Annotated in this window: 13 protein-coding genes; 5 read left to right on the plus strand and 8 right to left on the minus strand. The window is 73.6% G+C overall.

The genetic code is table 11. The annotated features are described in order from the left end of the window. Window positions 1-17: 17 nt before the first annotated feature. Entirely contained in the window at window positions 18-1,445 is a 1,428-nt protein-coding gene (locus tag AB0D74_RS22375) for an NAD(P)/FAD-dependent oxidoreductase (protein ID WP_362589567.1), read from the minus strand. Between the two features lie 136 nt (window positions 1,446-1,581). Between AB0D74_RS22375 and trxA the strand changes: the two genes are divergently transcribed. Further along, window positions 1,582-1,962 carry a thioredoxin gene (trxA, locus tag AB0D74_RS22380; RefSeq protein ID WP_362589570.1) on the plus strand — a complete coding sequence of 127 codons (381 nt, stop codon included), beginning with the start codon at window positions 1,582-1,584 and terminating at the stop codon, window positions 1,960-1,962. Window positions 1,963-2,014: 52 nt separating this feature from the next. Here the strand turns inward: trxA and AB0D74_RS22385 are convergent, their stop codons facing one another. Beyond that, window positions 2,015-3,049 (minus strand): LacI family DNA-binding transcriptional regulator, encoded by a 1,035-nt coding sequence (locus AB0D74_RS22385; protein ID WP_362589573.1) that lies wholly within the window; start codon window positions 3,047-3,049, stop codon window positions 2,015-2,017. A gap of 360 nt (window positions 3,050-3,409) precedes the next feature. Between AB0D74_RS22385 and AB0D74_RS22390 the strand changes: the two genes are divergently transcribed. Beyond that, entirely contained in the window at window positions 3,410-4,576 is a 1,167-nt protein-coding gene (locus AB0D74_RS22390) for an NAD(P)/FAD-dependent oxidoreductase (protein WP_362589576.1), read from the plus strand. Here the strand turns inward: AB0D74_RS22390 and AB0D74_RS22395 are convergent. Further along, window positions 4,551-5,231: a TetR/AcrR family transcriptional regulator gene (locus AB0D74_RS22395; RefSeq protein WP_362589579.1), complete on the minus strand. Its 681-nt coding sequence runs from the start codon at window positions 5,229-5,231 to the stop codon at window positions 4,551-4,553. The genes AB0D74_RS22390 and AB0D74_RS22395 overlap by 26 nt on opposite strands. A 102-nt stretch (window positions 5,232-5,333) precedes the next feature. On the opposite strand from AB0D74_RS22395, the gene AB0D74_RS22400 reads away from it, so the two are divergent. Next, a complete protein-coding gene (locus AB0D74_RS22400; protein ID WP_362589581.1) occupies window positions 5,334-5,891 on the plus strand; it encodes an NAD(P)H-dependent oxidoreductase in 558 nt (185 codons plus the stop codon). A gap of 137 nt (window positions 5,892-6,028) precedes the next feature. On the opposite strand, the gene AB0D74_RS22405 is transcribed toward AB0D74_RS22400, so the two are convergent. Beyond that, complete coding sequence (locus AB0D74_RS22405; protein ID WP_362589583.1) at window positions 6,029-6,910, minus strand: LLM class F420-dependent oxidoreductase; 882 nt, start codon at window positions 6,908-6,910, stop codon at window positions 6,029-6,031. 289 nt (window positions 6,911-7,199) lie between these two features. Between AB0D74_RS22405 and AB0D74_RS22410 the strand changes: the two genes are divergently transcribed. Continuing rightward, a complete protein-coding gene (locus AB0D74_RS22410) occupies window positions 7,200-8,174 on the plus strand; it encodes an alpha/beta hydrolase (RefSeq protein ID WP_362589586.1) in 975 nt (324 codons plus the stop codon). Between the two features lie 7 nt (window positions 8,175-8,181). Here AB0D74_RS22410 and AB0D74_RS22415 read toward each other — a convergent pair whose 3' ends face one another. The 4 genes from AB0D74_RS22415 to AB0D74_RS22430 all read right to left on the minus strand — a co-directional run bounded on the left by AB0D74_RS22415 (window position 8,182) and on the right by AB0D74_RS22430 (window position 15,048). Beyond that, entirely contained in the window at window positions 8,182-10,215 is a 2,034-nt protein-coding gene (locus AB0D74_RS22415) for a TerD family protein (RefSeq protein WP_362589589.1), read from the minus strand. 126 nt (window positions 10,216-10,341) lie between these two features. Continuing rightward, a complete protein-coding gene (locus AB0D74_RS22420) occupies window positions 10,342-12,297 on the minus strand; it encodes a right-handed parallel beta-helix repeat-containing protein (protein WP_362589592.1) in 1,956 nt (651 codons plus the stop codon). A 196-nt stretch (window positions 12,298-12,493) separates the two neighbouring features. After that, a complete protein-coding gene (locus AB0D74_RS22425) occupies window positions 12,494-12,952 on the minus strand; it encodes a (2Fe-2S)-binding protein (protein ID WP_362589595.1) in 459 nt (152 codons plus the stop codon). A 41-nt stretch (window positions 12,953-12,993) separates the two neighbouring features. After that, a complete protein-coding gene (locus AB0D74_RS22430) occupies window positions 12,994-15,048 on the minus strand; it encodes a molybdopterin cofactor-binding domain-containing protein (RefSeq protein ID WP_362589868.1) in 2,055 nt (684 codons plus the stop codon). A gap of 194 nt (window positions 15,049-15,242) precedes the next feature. Between AB0D74_RS22430 and AB0D74_RS22435 the strand changes: the two genes are divergently transcribed. After that, complete coding sequence (locus AB0D74_RS22435) at window positions 15,243-16,259, plus strand: helix-turn-helix domain-containing protein (protein ID WP_362589598.1); 1,017 nt, start codon at window positions 15,243-15,245, stop codon at window positions 16,257-16,259. Window positions 16,260-16,270: the final 11 nt, after the last annotated feature.

Below are 16,270 nucleotides of genomic sequence, written 5' to 3' on the forward strand. Positions count from 1 at the left end.
CCCGGGCCCCCTTCGGCCTACCCCCGGTACGCCTCCAGCAGCCGCAGCCACACCTCGCTCAACGTCGGATACGACGGCACCGCATGCCACAACCGGCTGATCGGCACCTCCCCGGCGACCGCAATCGTCGCCGAGTGGATCAGCTCGCCCACCCCCGGCCCCACGAACGTGACCCCGCGCAGGATCTCGGCCTCCAGGTCGACCACCATCCGGGCGCGCCCCTTGTAGCCGTCGGCGTACAGCCCGGCCCCGGCGACGGACGAGAACTCGACGTCGACGGCCCGCACCCGGTACCCGGCCTGCTCCGCCTCCGCGAGGGAGAGCCCGACGGCCGCCGCCTCCGGGTCGGTGAACACGACCTGCGGTACGGCGTGGTGGTCGGCGGTGGCCACGTGCGCACCCCACGGCGCGTCCAGGAGCGGCGTGTCCGCGACGCGCGCCGCGATCGCCGCGCCCGCGATCCGGGCCTGGTACTTGCCCTGGTGGGTGAGGAGCGCCCGGTGGTTGACGTCCCCGACGGCGTAGAGCCAGTCGGTGCCCTCGACCAGGAGCGTGTCGTCGACGGACAGCCAGGAACCCGGCTCCATGCCGACCGTGTCGAGGCCGATGTCGTCGGTGTGCGGGACGCGTCCCGTGGCGAAGAGGATCTCGTCGGCCTCGATGCGGTCGCCGCCGTCGGTCACGGCCACGACCGTGCCGTTCTCCCGGGTGACCGACCGGAGGGACGTACCGGTGCGGACGTCGACGCCGGCCTCCTTGAGCGCGTCGGCGACGAACTCGCCGGCGAACGGCTCCATGCGGTTGAGCAGGCCCTTGCCGCGGACCAGGAGGGTGACCCGGGAGCCGAGGGCCTGCCAGGCGGTCGCCATCTCGGTGGCGACGACACCGCCGCCGACGACGATCAGCCGGCCGGGCGCCTCCTGCGCGCTGGTGGCCTCGCGGCTGGTCCAGGGCTTGACCTCGGCGAGGCCGGGCAGGTCGGGCAGCTGGGCGCGGGTGCCGGTGGCGACGGCGACCGCGTGCCGTGCGGTGAGGGTGGTCAGGGTGCCGTCGGGGCCGGTCACGGTGACCGTGCGGGGTCCGGCGAGGCGGCCGTGGCCGCGGTGGAGGTCGGCGCCGATGCCGTCCAGCCAGGCGACCTGGCCGTCGTCCTTCCAGTCCGAGGCGAAGTAGTTGCGGCGGGCGAGGACCGCGGCGGTGTCGAGGGGGCCCTGGACCGCCTGGGCGAGGCCGGGCAGGCGGCGGGCGTCGGACTGGGCGATGACCGGGCGCAGCAGGGCCTTGCTGGGCATGCAGGCCCAGTACGAGCATTCGCCGCCGACGAGTTCGCTCTCCACGACCGCGGTGGTGAGGCCGGCCGCACGGGTGCGGTCGGCGACGTTCTCCCCCACGGGCCCGGCCCCGAGCACCACGACGTCGTAAGCGATGGTTTCCGTTTCCGTCATGGGGCCAGTCTTGCGGGTGGTGTGCGCGGAGGCCACACGGGTAGGCAGCCGGAATACCTGCCCGGCCGGACATGTTGTCGCGAGCGGTTCCGCCCCGCCCCGGGGCGCCCCCCGCATCAGGAAGAGGGAAGCACGCATGAGCAGCACCGTGGAGCTCACCAAGGAGAACTTCGACCAGACGGTCACCGAGAACGAGTTCGTCCTCATCGACTTCTGGGCGTCCTGGTGCGGCCCGTGCCGGATGTTCGCCCCGGTCTACGAGAAGGCCGCCGAGGCCAATCCCGACCTGGTGTTCGGCAAGGTGGACACCGAGGCCCAGCCGGAGCTGGCGCAGGCCTTCGGCATCCAGTCGATCCCGACCCTGATGATCGTCCGCGACCAGGTCGCCGTCTTCGCCCAGCCGGGCGCCCTGCCGGAGGCCGCCCTGACGGACGTCATCGGCCAGGCCCGCAAGCTGGACATGGACGAGGTCCGCAAGAGCATCGCCGCACAGCAGGGCGGTGCGCAGGGCGAGTGAGGCCCGGCAGGCCTCTGCTTCCGAGAAGCCGGGAAGGTCGGGAAGGCCGGGATCAGCTGGACTCGCGCTGGACCACCGACGCGCCGAGCACCCGGTGCGTCTCCGGTTCGCCGCCGGGGTCGCGCACCACGCGGTCGACGAGTCCGGCGAGGTCCCGGCCGGAGGGCAGGTCGATGTGGATGGTGGAGAGCCGGGGCCGCAGCAGCCGGCCGAGCATCAGGTCGTCCGCGCCGAGCACCGCGGTGTCCTCGGGAACGCGCACGCCCTCGTCCTGGAGGGCGCGCATTAACAGCATCGCGTACTCGTCGTTGTACGCGAACACCGCGTCGATCCCCAACTCCGGCCACCGCGCCGCGAGTTCGGCCGCCGACTCCTCCGTGTAGCCGAGCGGCACCCCGGTCACCTCGGCGTCGGTGCCGCGCAGCGCCTGGCGTACGCCTTCGAGCCGGGGCCGGGAGTAGGTCTCCAGGCCGGTCTCCTCGGGCACGACCACGCCGATCCGGCGCCGGCCACGGGCGTACAGGTGCCGTCCGGCGCAGTGGCCCACGGCGTCGTGGTCCATCAGCAGGGCGTGGGCGCCCTCGACGCGTTCGGGGCCGAAGGTGACCACGGCGCGGGCGCCGGCCCGCTTGAGGACCGCGACGCCTTCGGGGCCGAGTTCGGAGCCGGGGACCAGCACGGCCACCGGCCTCAACTCGGCCCAGGCGCGGGCGGCTTCGTCACCGCGCAGGCCCGCGGTGCCGTGGTGGACGACCGTGTAGTCGAGGCGGCTGAGGGCCCACTGGAGATCGTTGATGAACTGCCCGTACAGCGGGCCCATCGCGATGGCCGGGGCAGGCATCAGGACCATCCGGCTGTGACCGGCGCGCAGGCTGCGGGCGGCTGCGTGGGGGACGTACCCCAGTTCCTTCGCGGCCTCGTGAACCCGGCGGCGGGTGGGCTCGCTGATCCGGACGGCACTGGTGTTGTTGAGGACGTAGGAGACGGTCGCGCGGGACACGCCGGCCAGGCGGGCCACATCGGCGCTCGTGGGGACCGAGCGCGGAACCGGCGACGCTGCCGAGGGCGGTTTCGGGATGTGCACCATGACGTACGGCATCTTGGCAGAAGCCCGGGGAAGGGGGACCGGCGGGTCAAGGTGGTTGACCGTTCGACAAATTGGGGCACTCGCCCGCCTGATCCGCGGGCTCGCCGCACCCGATCGGCCAGGCCCGTCGCACCTGATCCGTCGGGCTCGTTACACCTGATCCGCGGGCCCGTCGCGCCTGATCCGTGCGCTCGTCGCATCTGATCCGTGCGGTCGTCGTATCCGATCCACGGGTCTGCCGTCGCACGGGCCGAACATGTTCGTCAGGAACTTGTTCGCGCCGAACACGTTCGTTATGGTGGTCGCGTGTCAGCGCCTCCCCGTTTCCGCCGGGAGCGCCCCCATGCCGAGGAGACCCACATGTCCACTCCCCACCACCCCATCGCGATCGTCGGAGCCGGTCCCGGCGGGCTCACGCTCGCCCGGGTGCTGCGGGTGCACGGTGTCGAGGCGGCCGTCTTCGACCTCGACGCCTCCCCCGCGGCCCGCACCCAGGGCGGCATGCTCGACATCCACGACGACTCCGGCCAGTCGGCGCTGCGCGCGGCCGGGCTGCACGACGTGTTCCTGGCGCACGTCCACGCGGGCGGCCAGGCGACTCGGGTGCTGGACAAGGACGCCCGGGTCATGCTCGACCTGCCCGACGACGGCGCCGGCGGGCGGCCGGAGATCGACCGGGGCGAGCTGCGCCGGCTGCTGCTCGGCTCCCTGCCCGAGGGCGTGATCCGCTGGGGCGCGAAGGTGACCGGCGCCCGCCCGCTCGGCGGCGGCCGGCACGAGGTGGACCTCGACGACGGCAGTTCCTTCACCACCGGCCTGCTGGTCGGCGCGGACGGCGCCTGGTCCCGGATCCGCCCGCTGGTCTCGGACGCGCGGCCCGCGTACACCGGGATCTCGTTCGTGGAGACGGACCTGCCGGACGCGGACGTACGGCATCCGGTGAGCGCCGAGGTGGTCGGCGGCGGCGCGCTGTTCGCGCTCGGCGCGGGCCGCGGGTTCCTCGCCCACCGGGAGACCGACGGCAGCCTGCACGTGTACACGGCGGTGGAGGCGCCCGAGGAGTGGCTGGACGGGATCGACTTCACGGACGCCGACGCGGCCAAGCGGGCCGTGCTCGATCAGTTCGGCGGCTGGGACAAGAGCCTGCGGGCACTGGTCGCGGACGCCGAGGGCGCGCCGGTGCCCCGGCGGATCCACGCCCTGCCGACCGGGCACCGCTGGGACCGGACGCCCGGGGTCACGCTGCTCGGCGACGCCGCGCACCTGATGTCGCCGTTCGCCGGCGAGGGCGCCAACCTGGCGCTGATCGACGGCGCGGACCTGGCCCTCGCGCTGGTCGCCCACCCGGACGACACCGAGGCCGCCGTGGCCGCCTACGAGGAGAAGATGTTCGCGCGCGCCGAGCGGTCCGCGGCCGACTCCGCCCGGGGCGGGGTCCTGCTGTTCCGCACCGACGCGCCGCAGGGCCTGGTCGACATGTTCACCGCTGCCGGGCCGGACGTCAGCGGGGCGGCAGCGTCCGCGTGACGCGGTCGACCAGGTCGGTCCAGCCGGCCTCCAGGCGCTCCATCGGCATCCCGCACTGCCTGGTCAGATGGTGGATCTGGGCGGGGTCGAGGTAGGCGAGCAGCGTCTGGGCGAGCAGTTCGCAGTCGGCGCCCGGCTCGATCTGCCGCAGCAGCATCGTGACGTGGGTGCGCAGCGCCTGGATCGGCGGGTTGGCGTAGCGCCGGGTGGGCTCGGGCTGGGCGGCCAGCTGGAGGTCCAGCTGCTCGGCCGCGCGGTAGAGCACCGCGACGCCGAACGCCCGCAGCCGCTCCACCGGCGGGGCGCCGGGGCCCAGTGGCGGCGGGCCGCCGAGAAAATCCGCCTGGAGCTGCCGCGAGGAGTGGTCGAGCAGGGCCATCAGCAGTCCGGTGCGGTCCCCGAAGCGGCGGAAGACCGTGCCCTTGCCCACCTCGGCCGCCGCCGCCACCGCCTCCATGGTCACGCCGGCCACCCCGTGCTCGGCGATCAGTCTGGCGGCGGCCTCCAGCAGGCGGGCGCGGTTGCGGGCCGCGTCGGCGCGCAGGCACGGTTCCTCGGGGCCAGGCCCGACTTCGAGCAACTGCGGGGTGTCGAAGGGCTCCTGGGGCTGCGGAAGGGGCGGCAGGACGCTGGACATGAAGACAGCGTAAAGCATGAGGAACAGAACTGGACCGAGGTCCGTTTAAGGTGTTAGAAATTAAGCGGACCTCGGTCCGGATTCGTTACGGCAGTGTTTCACCCCCACTTGGAGTTCCCCATGTCTGTCCGCATCCTTGCGCTCGTCGGCAGCCTTCGCGCCGGTTCGCACAACCGCCAGCTCGCGGAGGCGGCCGTCAAGCTCGCCCCCGAGGGTGCCGTCGTCGAGGTCTTCGAGGGCCTGGCCGAGATCCCGTTCTACAACGAGGACATCGACGTCGCGGGCAACGTCCCGGCCGCCGCCGCGAAGCTGCGCGAGGCCGCCCAGGCCGCCGACGCGTTCCTGCTCTTCTCCCCCGAGTACAACGGCACCATCCCGGCCGTCCTGAAGAACGCCATCGACTGGCTGTCCCGCCCCTACGGCGCCGGCGCCTTCGGCGGCAAGCCGGTCGCCGTCGTCGGCACGGCCTTCGGCCAGTACGGCGGCGTGTGGGCGCAGGACGAGGCCCGCAAGGCCGTGGGCATCGCCGGCGGCAAGGTGATCGAGGACATCAAGCTGTCGATCCCCGGTTCGGTGACCCGCTTCGCCGAGACCCACCCGGCCGACGACACCGAGGTCGCCGCCCAGCTGACCGAGGTCGTCGCCCGTCTGCACGGCAACGTGGGCGTGGCCGCCTGAGGCACCCCCCCGAGGCACCACCTGAAAGGGGCCGGCACCCGCCGGCCCCTTTCGCGTCCTCCCTCGCGTCCCCTTTCACGTCCCCTTTCGCGTCCTCCAGGTCCCGCTCCCGATCAGTCGATCGGTCACTCGGTGGGTCACTCGATCCCGGCGAGCCGCTCCACGGCCGGCGCGACGAAGGTCTCCATCCACCCCGACGTCTCGCCGAGGCGCGGGGACAGGATGACGGTGTCCAGGCCGAGCTTGGCGTAGCCCTCGATGTCCCGGCTGAAGGCGTCCAGGTCACCCGCGGTCGCCGGCTCGGCGCCGTACGCGATGGTCTTGCGGATGGTGTCGTAGTCCCGCCCGACGGTGTCGCAGTGGCCGCGCAGCACCTCCAGCTTGTGCCGCAGCTCCTCCGGGGAGGACGGGATGAGGTTGCAGGCGTCGGCGTACTGGGCGACCAGGCGCAGGGTCTTCTTCTCGCCCTGGCCGCCGATCATGATCTCGGGGTGCGGGGTGCTCACCGGCGCGGGCACGCAGAGCGTCTCGGCGAGCTGGTAGTACCGGCCCTCGAAGGGGCCGTCGTTCTCCGGGTCCCACATCTGCAGGCAGATCCTGAGCGTCTCCTCCAGCCGCTCGAAGCGCTCCGCGAGCTGCGGGTAGGGCACGCCGAGTCCGTGGTGCTCACGGTCGTACCAGGCGGCGCCGATGCCCAGGGTGGCGCGGCCTCCCGACACCACGTCCAGGGTGGTGGCGATCTTGGCGAGGAGTCCGGGGTGCCGGTAGGTCACCCCGGTCACCAGGGCGCCGAGTTGCACCGTGGAGGTACGGCCGGCCAGGTAGCCGAGGGTCGTGTAGGCCTCCAGCATGGGGTCCTCGGCGCCGCCGTTGAACTCCATCTGGAAGTAGTGGTCCATCACCGAGACCCAGCTGACGCCCGCCGCCTCGGCCGCGGCACCGGCGGCGGCGAGTTCGGCGCCGAGGGCGGGTCCGCCGCCGGGGTGGTTGAACCGGTTGATGTGCACGCCCACGCGCATGGCCGTTCTCCGTTCCGCCCGGATGTTCTGCACCGATGTCGGCAGTGGTGTTCCGCACGATGTTCCGCACGGATGTTCCGCGCTGATCGTCTTCTGCCTCCTCGACGCTAGATCCTGGAGCGCGCTCGAAGTCAAGCCCCGGCACCGTCGGCCCGGCGTGTCCTGGCGGGTTTCCGGACAGCACCCGCCGGATGGCGGGGAGGTTCCGCCGTCCGGCGGCCCCCGGGGAGCGCAGGACCGCGCGGATCATGGGGGTACGAGCCGCAGCGCACCACCACGAGGAGCCGCCATGACCTCCGTACCGCCCCCGTTCGACCCCGAACTCTCCGCCGCCCTGGAGCTGATCAAGGACGTGATCTCCCCGTCGTTCACGATGGCGGACATCGCCGACATCCGGCAGGGCGCGGGGATTCAGCTCCTCGCGGAGCTGGACCTCACGGTGGAGGGCACGTTCGAGGTGCAGGACCGCACGGTGCCCGGCCCGGTCGACGCGCCGGAGATCTCGCTCCTGATCTGCCGCCCGGTCGCCCCTGCCGCCGCCGGTCCGCTCCCGGTGATCTACCACGTGCACGGCGGCGGCATGGTTCTCGGCAACAACCGGGTGGGCGTGGACGTCCCGCTGGCCTGGGCGAAGGAGCTGGGCGCGGTGGTGGTCTCGGTCGAGTACCGGCTGGCGCCCGAGCATCCGCATCCGGCCCCGGTGGAGGACGTGTACGCGGGCCTGCTGTGGACCGCGGAGCACGCGGCGGAGATCGGCGGCGACCCGGAGCGGATCGTGATCGCCGGTGCCAGCGCGGGCGGCGGCCTCACCGCGGCCCTGGCTCTCCTCCTGAGGGACCGTCAGGGCCCTTCCGTGATCGGCCAGATGCTGATGTGCCCGATGCTCGACGACCGCAACGACACCCCGTCCAGCCACCAGATGAAGGGCCTCGGCGTCTGGGACCACACCTCCAACGAGACCGGCTGGACCGCCCTGCTCGGCGAGCGCCGGGGCGGCCCCGACGTCTCCCCCTACGCGGCCCCGGCCCGCGCCGCCGACCTCACGAACCTCCCCCCGGCCTTCCTCGACGTCGGCTCCGCGGAGACCTTCCGCGACGAGACCGTCGCCTACGCCTCCCGCATCTGGCAGTCCGGCGGCATCGCCGAACTCCACGTCTGGCCCGGCGGCTTCCACGGCTTCGACGGCTTCGCCCCACAGGCCGCCCTCTCCCAGTCGGCCCGGGCGGCCCATGTGGACTGGCTGCGAAGGCTGTTGGCGGGCTGAGCGGCCGTCAGCCGACGGGCTCCGGCTGCTTCGCCGGGGCCCGTCGGGCCGTCGCCCGGTCCAGGTGGACCGCCACGGTGCCGTAGAACCGCTGCACGGCGTCGTCGACGCTGCGGATGAACCCGGTCTCGGCGTTGCCCCGGCCGCTGCCCATGCTCTTGAGGAGGGAGAGCCGGAAGCCGGTGATCCGGGCGCCGTCCGCCTTCGGCAGCAGGTCGGCCGGTTCGGGGCGGAGCCGTTCGAGGGTGCCGCGCGGACCGGCGGTGTCGCCCTCGACCAGGGTCTCGATGTGCAGATCGGCCGGCGCCTCGGCCAGCGACCGCACCAGCCGCTTGGCCCAGCTCAGGGGGTAGCCCTGCTCCGGGGCCGGGATCTGCATGGCCGTGCGGAGCCGGCCGGTGCGCAGATCGGCCTCGATCTCCAGCACGCCCGGCGTGCCCTCGATGCGCAGCTCGGCCTGGAGCCGGCCCTGCAGGCACAGCTGGTCGGCGAGCAGGCCGCGGCGCTCCTTGGGGTCCCGGCCGGCCCTGGAGCCACGGACCGGGAGCACCTTCTGCCCGAGTTCGCCGCCCAGGCCCAGGCAGACCTGCCGGATCAGCCGCTCCCAGCTCTCCACCACGTCGAGGGCGCGCGGGTCGCCCTGGCACAGGGTCTCGTCGTCGATGCCGTTGCGCACCGGGACCCAGGCGGGGCCCATGTTCTGGAAGCCGTGGCAGCCGGAGTTCTCGTGCTGGAGGTAGTGCAGCAGTTCCTGGAGCAGCCAGGCGTGCGCCTTGTTGCCGACGCCCTCGTGCCGGATCAGCATCTGGGCCTGGTGGGCGACCTCGGCCCAGGACAGGTGGCGCAGCGCCACCTTGTGCTTGCGCCGCCCGTCGATCTTGACGTCGACGAGCGGACTGCCGTCGAGGGCGACGTCGTTGGAGAGCGTGATCACGGCCTCGTAGCCACGGCGGGCCGCGATGTCCATGTAGGCCTGCACCTGCTCGGACCTCAGGGCGTTGCCGTTGGTCTTCGTCTCGACCAGGGCCGTCCACAGTTTGCCGGCCCGCTCGACGCGCACGACCCCGTCGGGGCGCCGCGGGGTGTCGCCGTGCGGCAGGGACACCTCGGTGAACGTCTCCATGCGTCCGGCCGGGGCGCCGAAGCCCGCGGTGAGCCGTCGGCCGAACTCGGGTACCTGGGCCATCACCGAGAGCAGGACGGAGGTGGCGCGCGTCTCGCGGTCGCGGTCGCTCTTCAGGGCCGAGACGGGGAAGAGCCGGGCCCGACGCCAGGACTCGTTCTCCGCGAGGGACTTCCCGGCGGCCTTCGGCAGGGTGACCTTCTTCTTCGCCGTGCGGGGCCGGGCGGCCGACGGCTTCGCCGCGGTGTCGTCCGCGGGCGGGCGGGGCGCGGGGACGCCGTCCAGGTTGTCCGCCGCCTCCTGCTCGACCACGGGCTCGGGACCGGCCCGTTCGTCGTCGGCGGGGCCTGCCGGCGCTTCCTGCGGCGCGGCGTCGTCGTCGATGTCGACGCCGAAGTCGGTCGCCAGACCGGCCAGTCCGTCGGCGTATCCCTGGCCGACGGCCCGGAACTTCCACTCCCCCGCCCTGCGGTACAGCTCCCCGAAGATGACGGCGCTCACCGCGTCGGCGTCGGCGATGGTGAACCGGAGCAGCCCGTCGCCGGCCGCGTCGGCCAGGGTGACGGTGAGGTTCTCCAGTTCGCCGAAGCGTGCGTCCCGGTACCGGCTGGCCGCCACGACCATCCGGTCGACGTCCTGCGGTACGGCGGTCAGGTCGAAGCCGATCCGGTCCTCGTCGCCGGCCTCCGTGGGCGTCTTGCCGAGCAGTTGCACACTGCCGTCGGCCGCCACCGGGTTGTTGTAGAAGTAGAAGTCGGTGTCCCCGCGCACCTTGCCGTCGGCGCCGACCAGCAGGACGGACACGTCCGCGTCGCCCTCGCCGCTGGAGCTGACCCAGCCCAGGCTGACGACCACCGAGCCGACGTTCTCGCTCAGGGCCGACAACGTGACGTTGGACCCCTTCACCATCTCCTGCATGAATCCCCCCAGGATCCCCACCGTTGAGCTCGGCTAACTGTAGTGCGCACCGAGCTCGGCGGCGCCTTCAGTCCGGAAACGACCGACTTTTTACGATCTTGACCAGGTGGGCGGGGAAGCTCCTGGTCAGCGCAGGCCGAGCACCCTGCGGTACGGCGGCCTCGGGCCCGCGGTGGATGTGATGGTGGTGCAGGTCGGGTGGGTGGTGCAGGGGGTGGTCGGGGTGAGGAGGGTGTTGGAGGTGAAGTGGAGGTGGTGGGGGTCGCCGCAGTCGGGGGCGGGGGGCCAGGCTCCCGGGTAGGGGCGGCGGGCGAGCCAGGCGGGGACCTTGTCGTCCCAGTAGTTGCCGGTGTAGCGGATGTTACGGACGGGGCGGTTGCCCCAGTTCTCGCTGCAGCCGCCGATGGAGGCGACGTAGTCGTGGACGACGTTGTCGCGGACGGTGATGTGGTTGCTGGAGTCGTCGGTGTAGATGCCGACGTTCCAGACGGTGCCCGGGCTGTCGGTGACGGCGTTGCGGGCGACCAGGGCGCCGTCGGCGTAGCCGGGGCCCTGGTCGCCGCGCAGGTAGATGCCGCCGCCGTCGGCCAGCAGGCGGTTGGTGGCGAAGACCCGGTTGCCGATGATGCGGTTGCGGCGGGTCAGGCCGCGCAGGTCCTCACTGGGGCCGGAGAGGATGCCGGTGTAGGGGACGTGGTCGACCTGGTTGTGGGCGATGAGGGTGTCCTGGGTGGCGCTGTTCCAGATGCCGGAGGCGGCGCGGTACTCGGCGCCGACGTGGTGGATCCGGTTGTCCGTGATGCGGTTGCCCGTGTTGGTGCCGCGGGTGGCCGGTGGCAGGACGCCCAGGGAGATGCCCCCGTCGGAGATGTCCGTGAAGACGTTGCCGGTGACCGTGGTGCGGGAGGTGCCGGCGGTGAGGGTGAGGCCCTGGGCGCCCAGGTGGACGAAGCGGTTGCCGGTGAGGGTGATGCGGTCGGTGTGGCGGAAGGTGACGTTGCCGGGGACCGTGAGGGCGGTGATGTCGCCGCCCCGGCCCGGGCGCATGTACATGCTCCAGGCGGCGGCGAAACCGGCCGGTTCGTTCGGTGCCAGCCAGGTGGCGTGGGCGAGGGTCAGGCCGCGCAGGGTGAGGTCGTGGAGGGGGCGGGAGGCCGAGGCCCCGGTGCCGGCGAGCAGCGTCCGGAGGGTGGGCGCGACGGCCTCGGTGCGGGTCATGTCCTCGCCCGCGCGGGGGCGGTAGAGGAGGGTGTGGTGGCCGGGGCGGGAGCGGTCCAGGTACCAGGTGCCGGCCCGGGTGAGGAAGTCGGGGGCGTTCTCGACGTCGTGGGTGCGGGTGACGGCGTCCGCGCCGTAGAGGGCCCGGGCCAGCCGCCAGCAGGGCTGGTCCATGGTGATCGTGGTCCTGGTGGGGGCGGACGCGGAGACCGCCTTCACACCGCAGCGGCCTTCGACGTAGTCGTAGCGGTAGACGACTTCGAGGTCGGCGGGGCGGTGCCAGGAGCGGGGGATCCTGCTGGTCGTGGTGTAGCCGGTGGCGGTCACGGTGAGTTTGCCGGGCAGGGCGGCTCCGAGGGACGCGCGGGGGGCGCGGTGGCCGTCGACGTACAGCTGGCGGGTCTCCAGGCCGCCCACGTCGGCCCGCCAGACGCCGGGCCGGGCGGGGTCGGGGCGCCAGCCGGTGACCGGCCGGCCGCCGCTGAGGGTGACCGGCTCCTGGTGTGCGGTGCCGTAGCCGTACGCCTGGTAGACCACCCGGTGACCGTGGCGGCCGGAGTCGGCGGTGGTCAGGCGGAGAGGGGAGGTGAGGCGATAGGTGCCGCCGCGCAGGTTCACCGTGATGTCCGAGGTCATGCGCGGGGCGACGGCCCGTACCGCGCGCTGGGCACGGGCCGGGGTGGCGAAGGGGCGGTCGAAGGTGCCGGGTCCGTGGTCGTCACCCCAAGGGGCCACGTAGAGCCGGGTGGGTGGTGACGGGTGGTGGCGGTGGTGGTGCGGGGCCGGTACGGCGGCCGTCGACGCCGGTACGGCCGCCGCCATGACCAGGGCGGCGGCGACCGCCCTCCCCCGTGCTGTCCTCACGTCTCGTACCTCCCGCTCGTCGGCTGGACCCATCGTGGGGCGGGAGCGGGTTCGGGGGCGTCGGCCGATGGGCTGTGTCAGGGCGTCCGTTCGTCTATGTCTGAGCGTCCCTACGTCGGTGCCTCGGCCTCCATAAGTCCCTGAACCATCGTCCTCGGTCGCCGTCCCCACGTCGGGCGGTGGAGCGGGCCGGGGCTCAACCCCCGTTCGCCGAGGCCTTCTTGATCGCCTCTCTGATCCTGGAGTAGGTGCCGCAGCGGCAGACGTTCTCGATGGCGTCGATGTCGGCGTCCGTCGGGTGCGGGGTGTGCTTCAGGAGGGCGGCGGCGGCCATGATCTGGCCGGGCTGGCAGAAACCGCACTGGGCCACGTCGCAGTCCAGCCAGGCCTGTTGGACGGGGTGCAGGGTGTCGCCGTCGGCCAGGCCCTCGATGGTGGTGACCGCGCGGTCGGCGCAGTCGGCGACCGGGACCGTGCACGGCTGGATCTCCTCACCGTCGAGGTGGCTGGTGCAGGCGCGGCAGACGCCCACCCCGCAGCCGTACTTGGGGCCGGTGACGCCGAGCAGGTCGCGCAGGACCCAGAGGAGGGGCATGTCGGCGGGGGCCTCGACCGTCACCGGTTTGCCGTTGAGCACGAAGGAATACGAACGCATCGGTGCCTTCTGGGAGTTGGGAAGGGCGGGAGGGGCGGCGGTCAGAAGTCGAGGGGGAAGCTGCGCGGCTTCCTGCCGGTGGCGCGGGCGTAGGCGTTGGCGACCGCGCCCGCCGCCGCGGGGACGCCGAGTTCACCGGCGCCGCCCGGGTCCCCGCCGGACGGCACGATGTGCGCCTCGAAGACCAGCGGGGCGTGCCGCTGGCGGGCGTAGTGGAAGTCGGCGAAGCTGCCCTCGCGGACCGCGCCCCGGTCGATGTGCAGCCCGGCGCGCAGCACGGTCGAGATGCCGTCGACGACGGTGCCCATGAGCTGCGCCTCCAGGCCGCGCGGGTTGACGGCCGTACCGACGTCGGCGGCCATCACCACCTTGGTGACCCGGGGGTTCCTCGGGTCGGTGGCGTCGATCTCGGCCAGGCAGGCGACGGCGGACCCGTACTCCTCGTGGACGGCGACGCCCTGCGCGGTACCCGCGGGCATCCGGCGCCCCCAGTGCCCGGCGGCGGCGGCCTTGGCGAGGACGGCCTTCACCGCCTTGCCGCGCAACGTGGTACGGCGGAAGGCGACCGGGTCCCGGCCCAGCGCGCGGGCGATGTCGTCGACGACGATCTCCTCCGCCGTGCGCATGGTGCCGGAGTCCACCGAGCGCCAGGCGCCGAGCGGCACCGGCAGTTCGATGCCGCCCGAATCGCCGCCCACCCGGCCGAAGTTGTACAGCCCGCTGTCACTGGGCAACGGCCGTACGCCGGCGGACTGCGCGGTCGCGCCCGGCTCGTCGGAGGACTCCCCCACCGAGGCCGTCATGTGCTGGAAGGCCACCACCCGGCCTCCGGCGACACTGGCCCGGATCCGGTGGTGGTCGGCGGGGCGCATCCTGCCGTGCCGGATGTCGTCGTTGCGGCTCCACATCAGCTTGACGGGCCGGCGGGCCGCCTTGGAGACGAGGACCGCCTCGATCGCCTGGTCGAAATTGAGCCGCCGCCCGAACGAGCCGCCGCCGCGCAGCACATGGACCCGTACGGCGGTCTTCGACAGCCCCAGCAGGTCGGCGACGGTCTCCCGGGCCTCCATCGGCGTCTGGGTGGCGAACCACAGCTCGGCCCGGTCGGCGCGGACGTCGGCGACGGCCGTCAGCACCTCCATCGGGGCATGGCTGACGAACGCGAACGCGAACTCGCCCTCGACCTGAGTCGATCCGCGCGGCGGGGTGCCGAGCCGGGGCACCGCGGCCCGCAGCCGGGCCCGGATCTCCTTGTCGGACAGGGGGGCGAGCGGGCCGTCGGCCCAGGTGATCCGCAGCGCGTCCCGGGCCTGGAAGGCGTGGTGGAAGGTGTCCGCCACGACGGCGACCCCACCCGGCACCCGCACGACCGCGTGGACGCCGGGCAGGGCGCGGGCCGCCGTGTCGTCCAGGGAGACCAGCTTGCCGCGCAGGGTGGGCGGCCGGGCCACCACGGTCGGCTTGGCACCCGCCACCGCCAGGTCCCCGGCGTACTTCGCGGCGCCGGTGACGATGTCCCGGGCGTCGATCCTGGTCGTCGGTTTGCCGATCACCCGGTGCCGGGAGGCCGGCTTGGGCTTGCTGGAGACGTCCGGGGTGCGGATCCGGGCCGCGCTCGCGGTCAGGGAGCCGAAGGTGGCGAGCCGGCCGTCGGGGGCCACGACCATGGTGTTCCACGTGCGCAGGCTGCGCGCGGGCAGCCGCCAGCGGCGGGCGGCGGCGGTCACCAGCCGGGCGCGCGCGGTCGCGGCCAGCTGCCGGGCCGGGCCGTACAGCGAGCTGACCGAACTGGAGCCGCCGGTGTACTGGTTGCCCTTGCTGCGGGCGTCGGCGAGCGGGATCCGGACATCGGCGAGGCGGGCGTCCAGCTCCTCGGCGATCATCATGGCGACGGCGGTCGTGATGCCCTGGCCGACCTCGACGCGGGGCAGCCGTACGACGACCTCGTTGGCCGCGGTGACCTCCAGGACGAGCATCTCCTCGTCGGTGCCGGTGACCAGGACGCCGGGGGCCGCGGTGGCGCCGTCGGCCCGCGGGGCGTCGCAGCCGAGCGGGGCGGCGACCGTGAGGGTGGCCGCGGCCACCGTGTACACCATGAATCTGCGGCGGGACGGTCCGGCGGCGGCCCGCGCGGGCTCGTGGCGGTCCAAGCGGGGCTCCTTCGGTCGGGTTCCTGTGCCGGCGCTGTGCGCCGCCCGGTCTCGACAGCTAGGAGGGGCGGGCGCCCGCATCGGTTGCCTGCCGTGCCGGGCTCTCCTCGGCTCCGGGCCGGATGGCGCATCATGGCCGTATGAAAGAGCTGGCGGGGCGGCTGGCCGCGGTGGACCCGGATGCCGGGGCCGCCGTCGCGGTCATCGCCTACTTCGACCGGCTGGCCGAGACCAGGGCCGGTCTGGAGGCGCTGGTGCGCGGGGCCGCCGTGCTCGCCGGGTGTCCGGCGCGGCTGACCGACGAGGAGCGGCGGGTCCGGGTGCGGGTGGAGCCGGACGGGCGGCGGACGGATCTGGTGGGCGCGCCCGAGCCCGGGTGGCCGTGCGCCCCGCTGGTGCCGGACGGGCCGCCGGCGCTGTGGCTGGAGCGGTCCGGGGCCGACGGTCCGAGCGTCGTCGACGCGGTGATCCTGGAGCGGGCCTCGGCGGCCGTACGATCGGTGCTCGACCGTACCCGGGGGCGGGCCCCGGGGCCGCCGGTGGACGACCCCGCGCTGGTCGAGACGGTCCTGGACGCCGGCGCCCCGCTGCCCGCCCGGCTGCACGCGGCCCGCAGGCTCGGCCTGGACACCACCGACCCGGCGGCCCGCTACCGTGCGGTGGCGGCGGCCGGCGGGCCGCCCCTGATCGTGGCCGCCGGGCCGCCGCCGGTCCTGCCCGCGGGACGTGCGGGCGTGGGGACGGCCGTGGCCGCCGTGGACCTCCCCCGGTCCTGGTCGGCGGCCCGTACCGCGCTGCGGTTCACCTCCGACGGCGGCGCGCGGGAGCCCGGCGGCCAGCCCGTCGTGCACGCCGACGAGCTGGGCGGGGTCGCATTGCTCGCCGATCTCGTCGTGCCCGGTGCGGAACCGGCACCGGACGTCCGTGCCGTGCGGGCCGCCGCGGCGGACGCGCCGTGGATGCTGCGTACGCTGCACGCGGTCGCGTCGACGGCGAGCCTGCGGGCGGCGGCGGCCGACGTCAGCGTCCATCACTCCACGCTCCAGGACCGGTTGACGCACGCCGAGCATCTGCTGGGCTGGTCGGTGCGCACCCCGCAGGGCCGGTTCCGGCTGCAACTCGCCCTCACCATGCACCAGTTGATGGACAACCAGTAGAGGTCAGTGCA

This window comes from Streptomyces sp. NPDC048278 (assembly GCF_040652195.1).
In the GTDB taxonomy this organism is placed as follows: domain Bacteria; phylum Actinomycetota; class Actinomycetes; order Streptomycetales; family Streptomycetaceae; genus Streptomyces.

Excerpts from the sequence above, each read along its gene's own strand:
- AB0D74_RS22375 (WP_362589567.1), bottom strand. The coding sequence starts at position 1,445 with ATGACGGAAACGGAAACCATCGCTTACGACGTCGTGGTGCTCGGGGCC.
- trxA (WP_362589570.1), top strand. The coding sequence starts at position 1,582 with ATGAGCAGCACCGTGGAGCTCACCAAGGAGAACTTCGACCAGACGGTC.
- AB0D74_RS22385 (WP_362589573.1), bottom strand. The coding sequence starts at position 3,049 with ATGGTGCACATCCCGAAACCGCCCTCGGCAGCGTCGCCGGTTCCGCGC.
- AB0D74_RS22390 (WP_362589576.1), top strand. The coding sequence starts at position 3,410 with ATGTCCACTCCCCACCACCCCATCGCGATCGTCGGAGCCGGTCCCGGC.
- AB0D74_RS22395 (WP_362589579.1), bottom strand. The coding sequence starts at position 5,231 with ATGCTTTACGCTGTCTTCATGTCCAGCGTCCTGCCGCCCCTTCCGCAG.
- AB0D74_RS22400 (WP_362589581.1), top strand. The coding sequence starts at position 5,334 with ATGTCTGTCCGCATCCTTGCGCTCGTCGGCAGCCTTCGCGCCGGTTCG.
- AB0D74_RS22405 (WP_362589583.1), bottom strand. The coding sequence starts at position 6,910 with ATGCGCGTGGGCGTGCACATCAACCGGTTCAACCACCCCGGCGGCGGA.
- AB0D74_RS22410 (WP_362589586.1), top strand. The coding sequence starts at position 7,200 with ATGACCTCCGTACCGCCCCCGTTCGACCCCGAACTCTCCGCCGCCCTG.
- AB0D74_RS22415 (WP_362589589.1), bottom strand. The coding sequence starts at position 10,215 with ATGCAGGAGATGGTGAAGGGGTCCAACGTCACGTTGTCGGCCCTGAGC.
- AB0D74_RS22425 (WP_362589595.1), bottom strand. The coding sequence starts at position 12,952 with ATGCGTTCGTATTCCTTCGTGCTCAACGGCAAACCGGTGACGGTCGAG.
- AB0D74_RS22430 (WP_362589868.1), bottom strand. The coding sequence starts at position 15,048 with ATGGTGTACACGGTGGCCGCGGCCACCCTCACGGTCGCCGCCCCGCTC.
- AB0D74_RS22435 (WP_362589598.1), top strand. The coding sequence starts at position 15,243 with ATGAAAGAGCTGGCGGGGCGGCTGGCCGCGGTGGACCCGGATGCCGGG.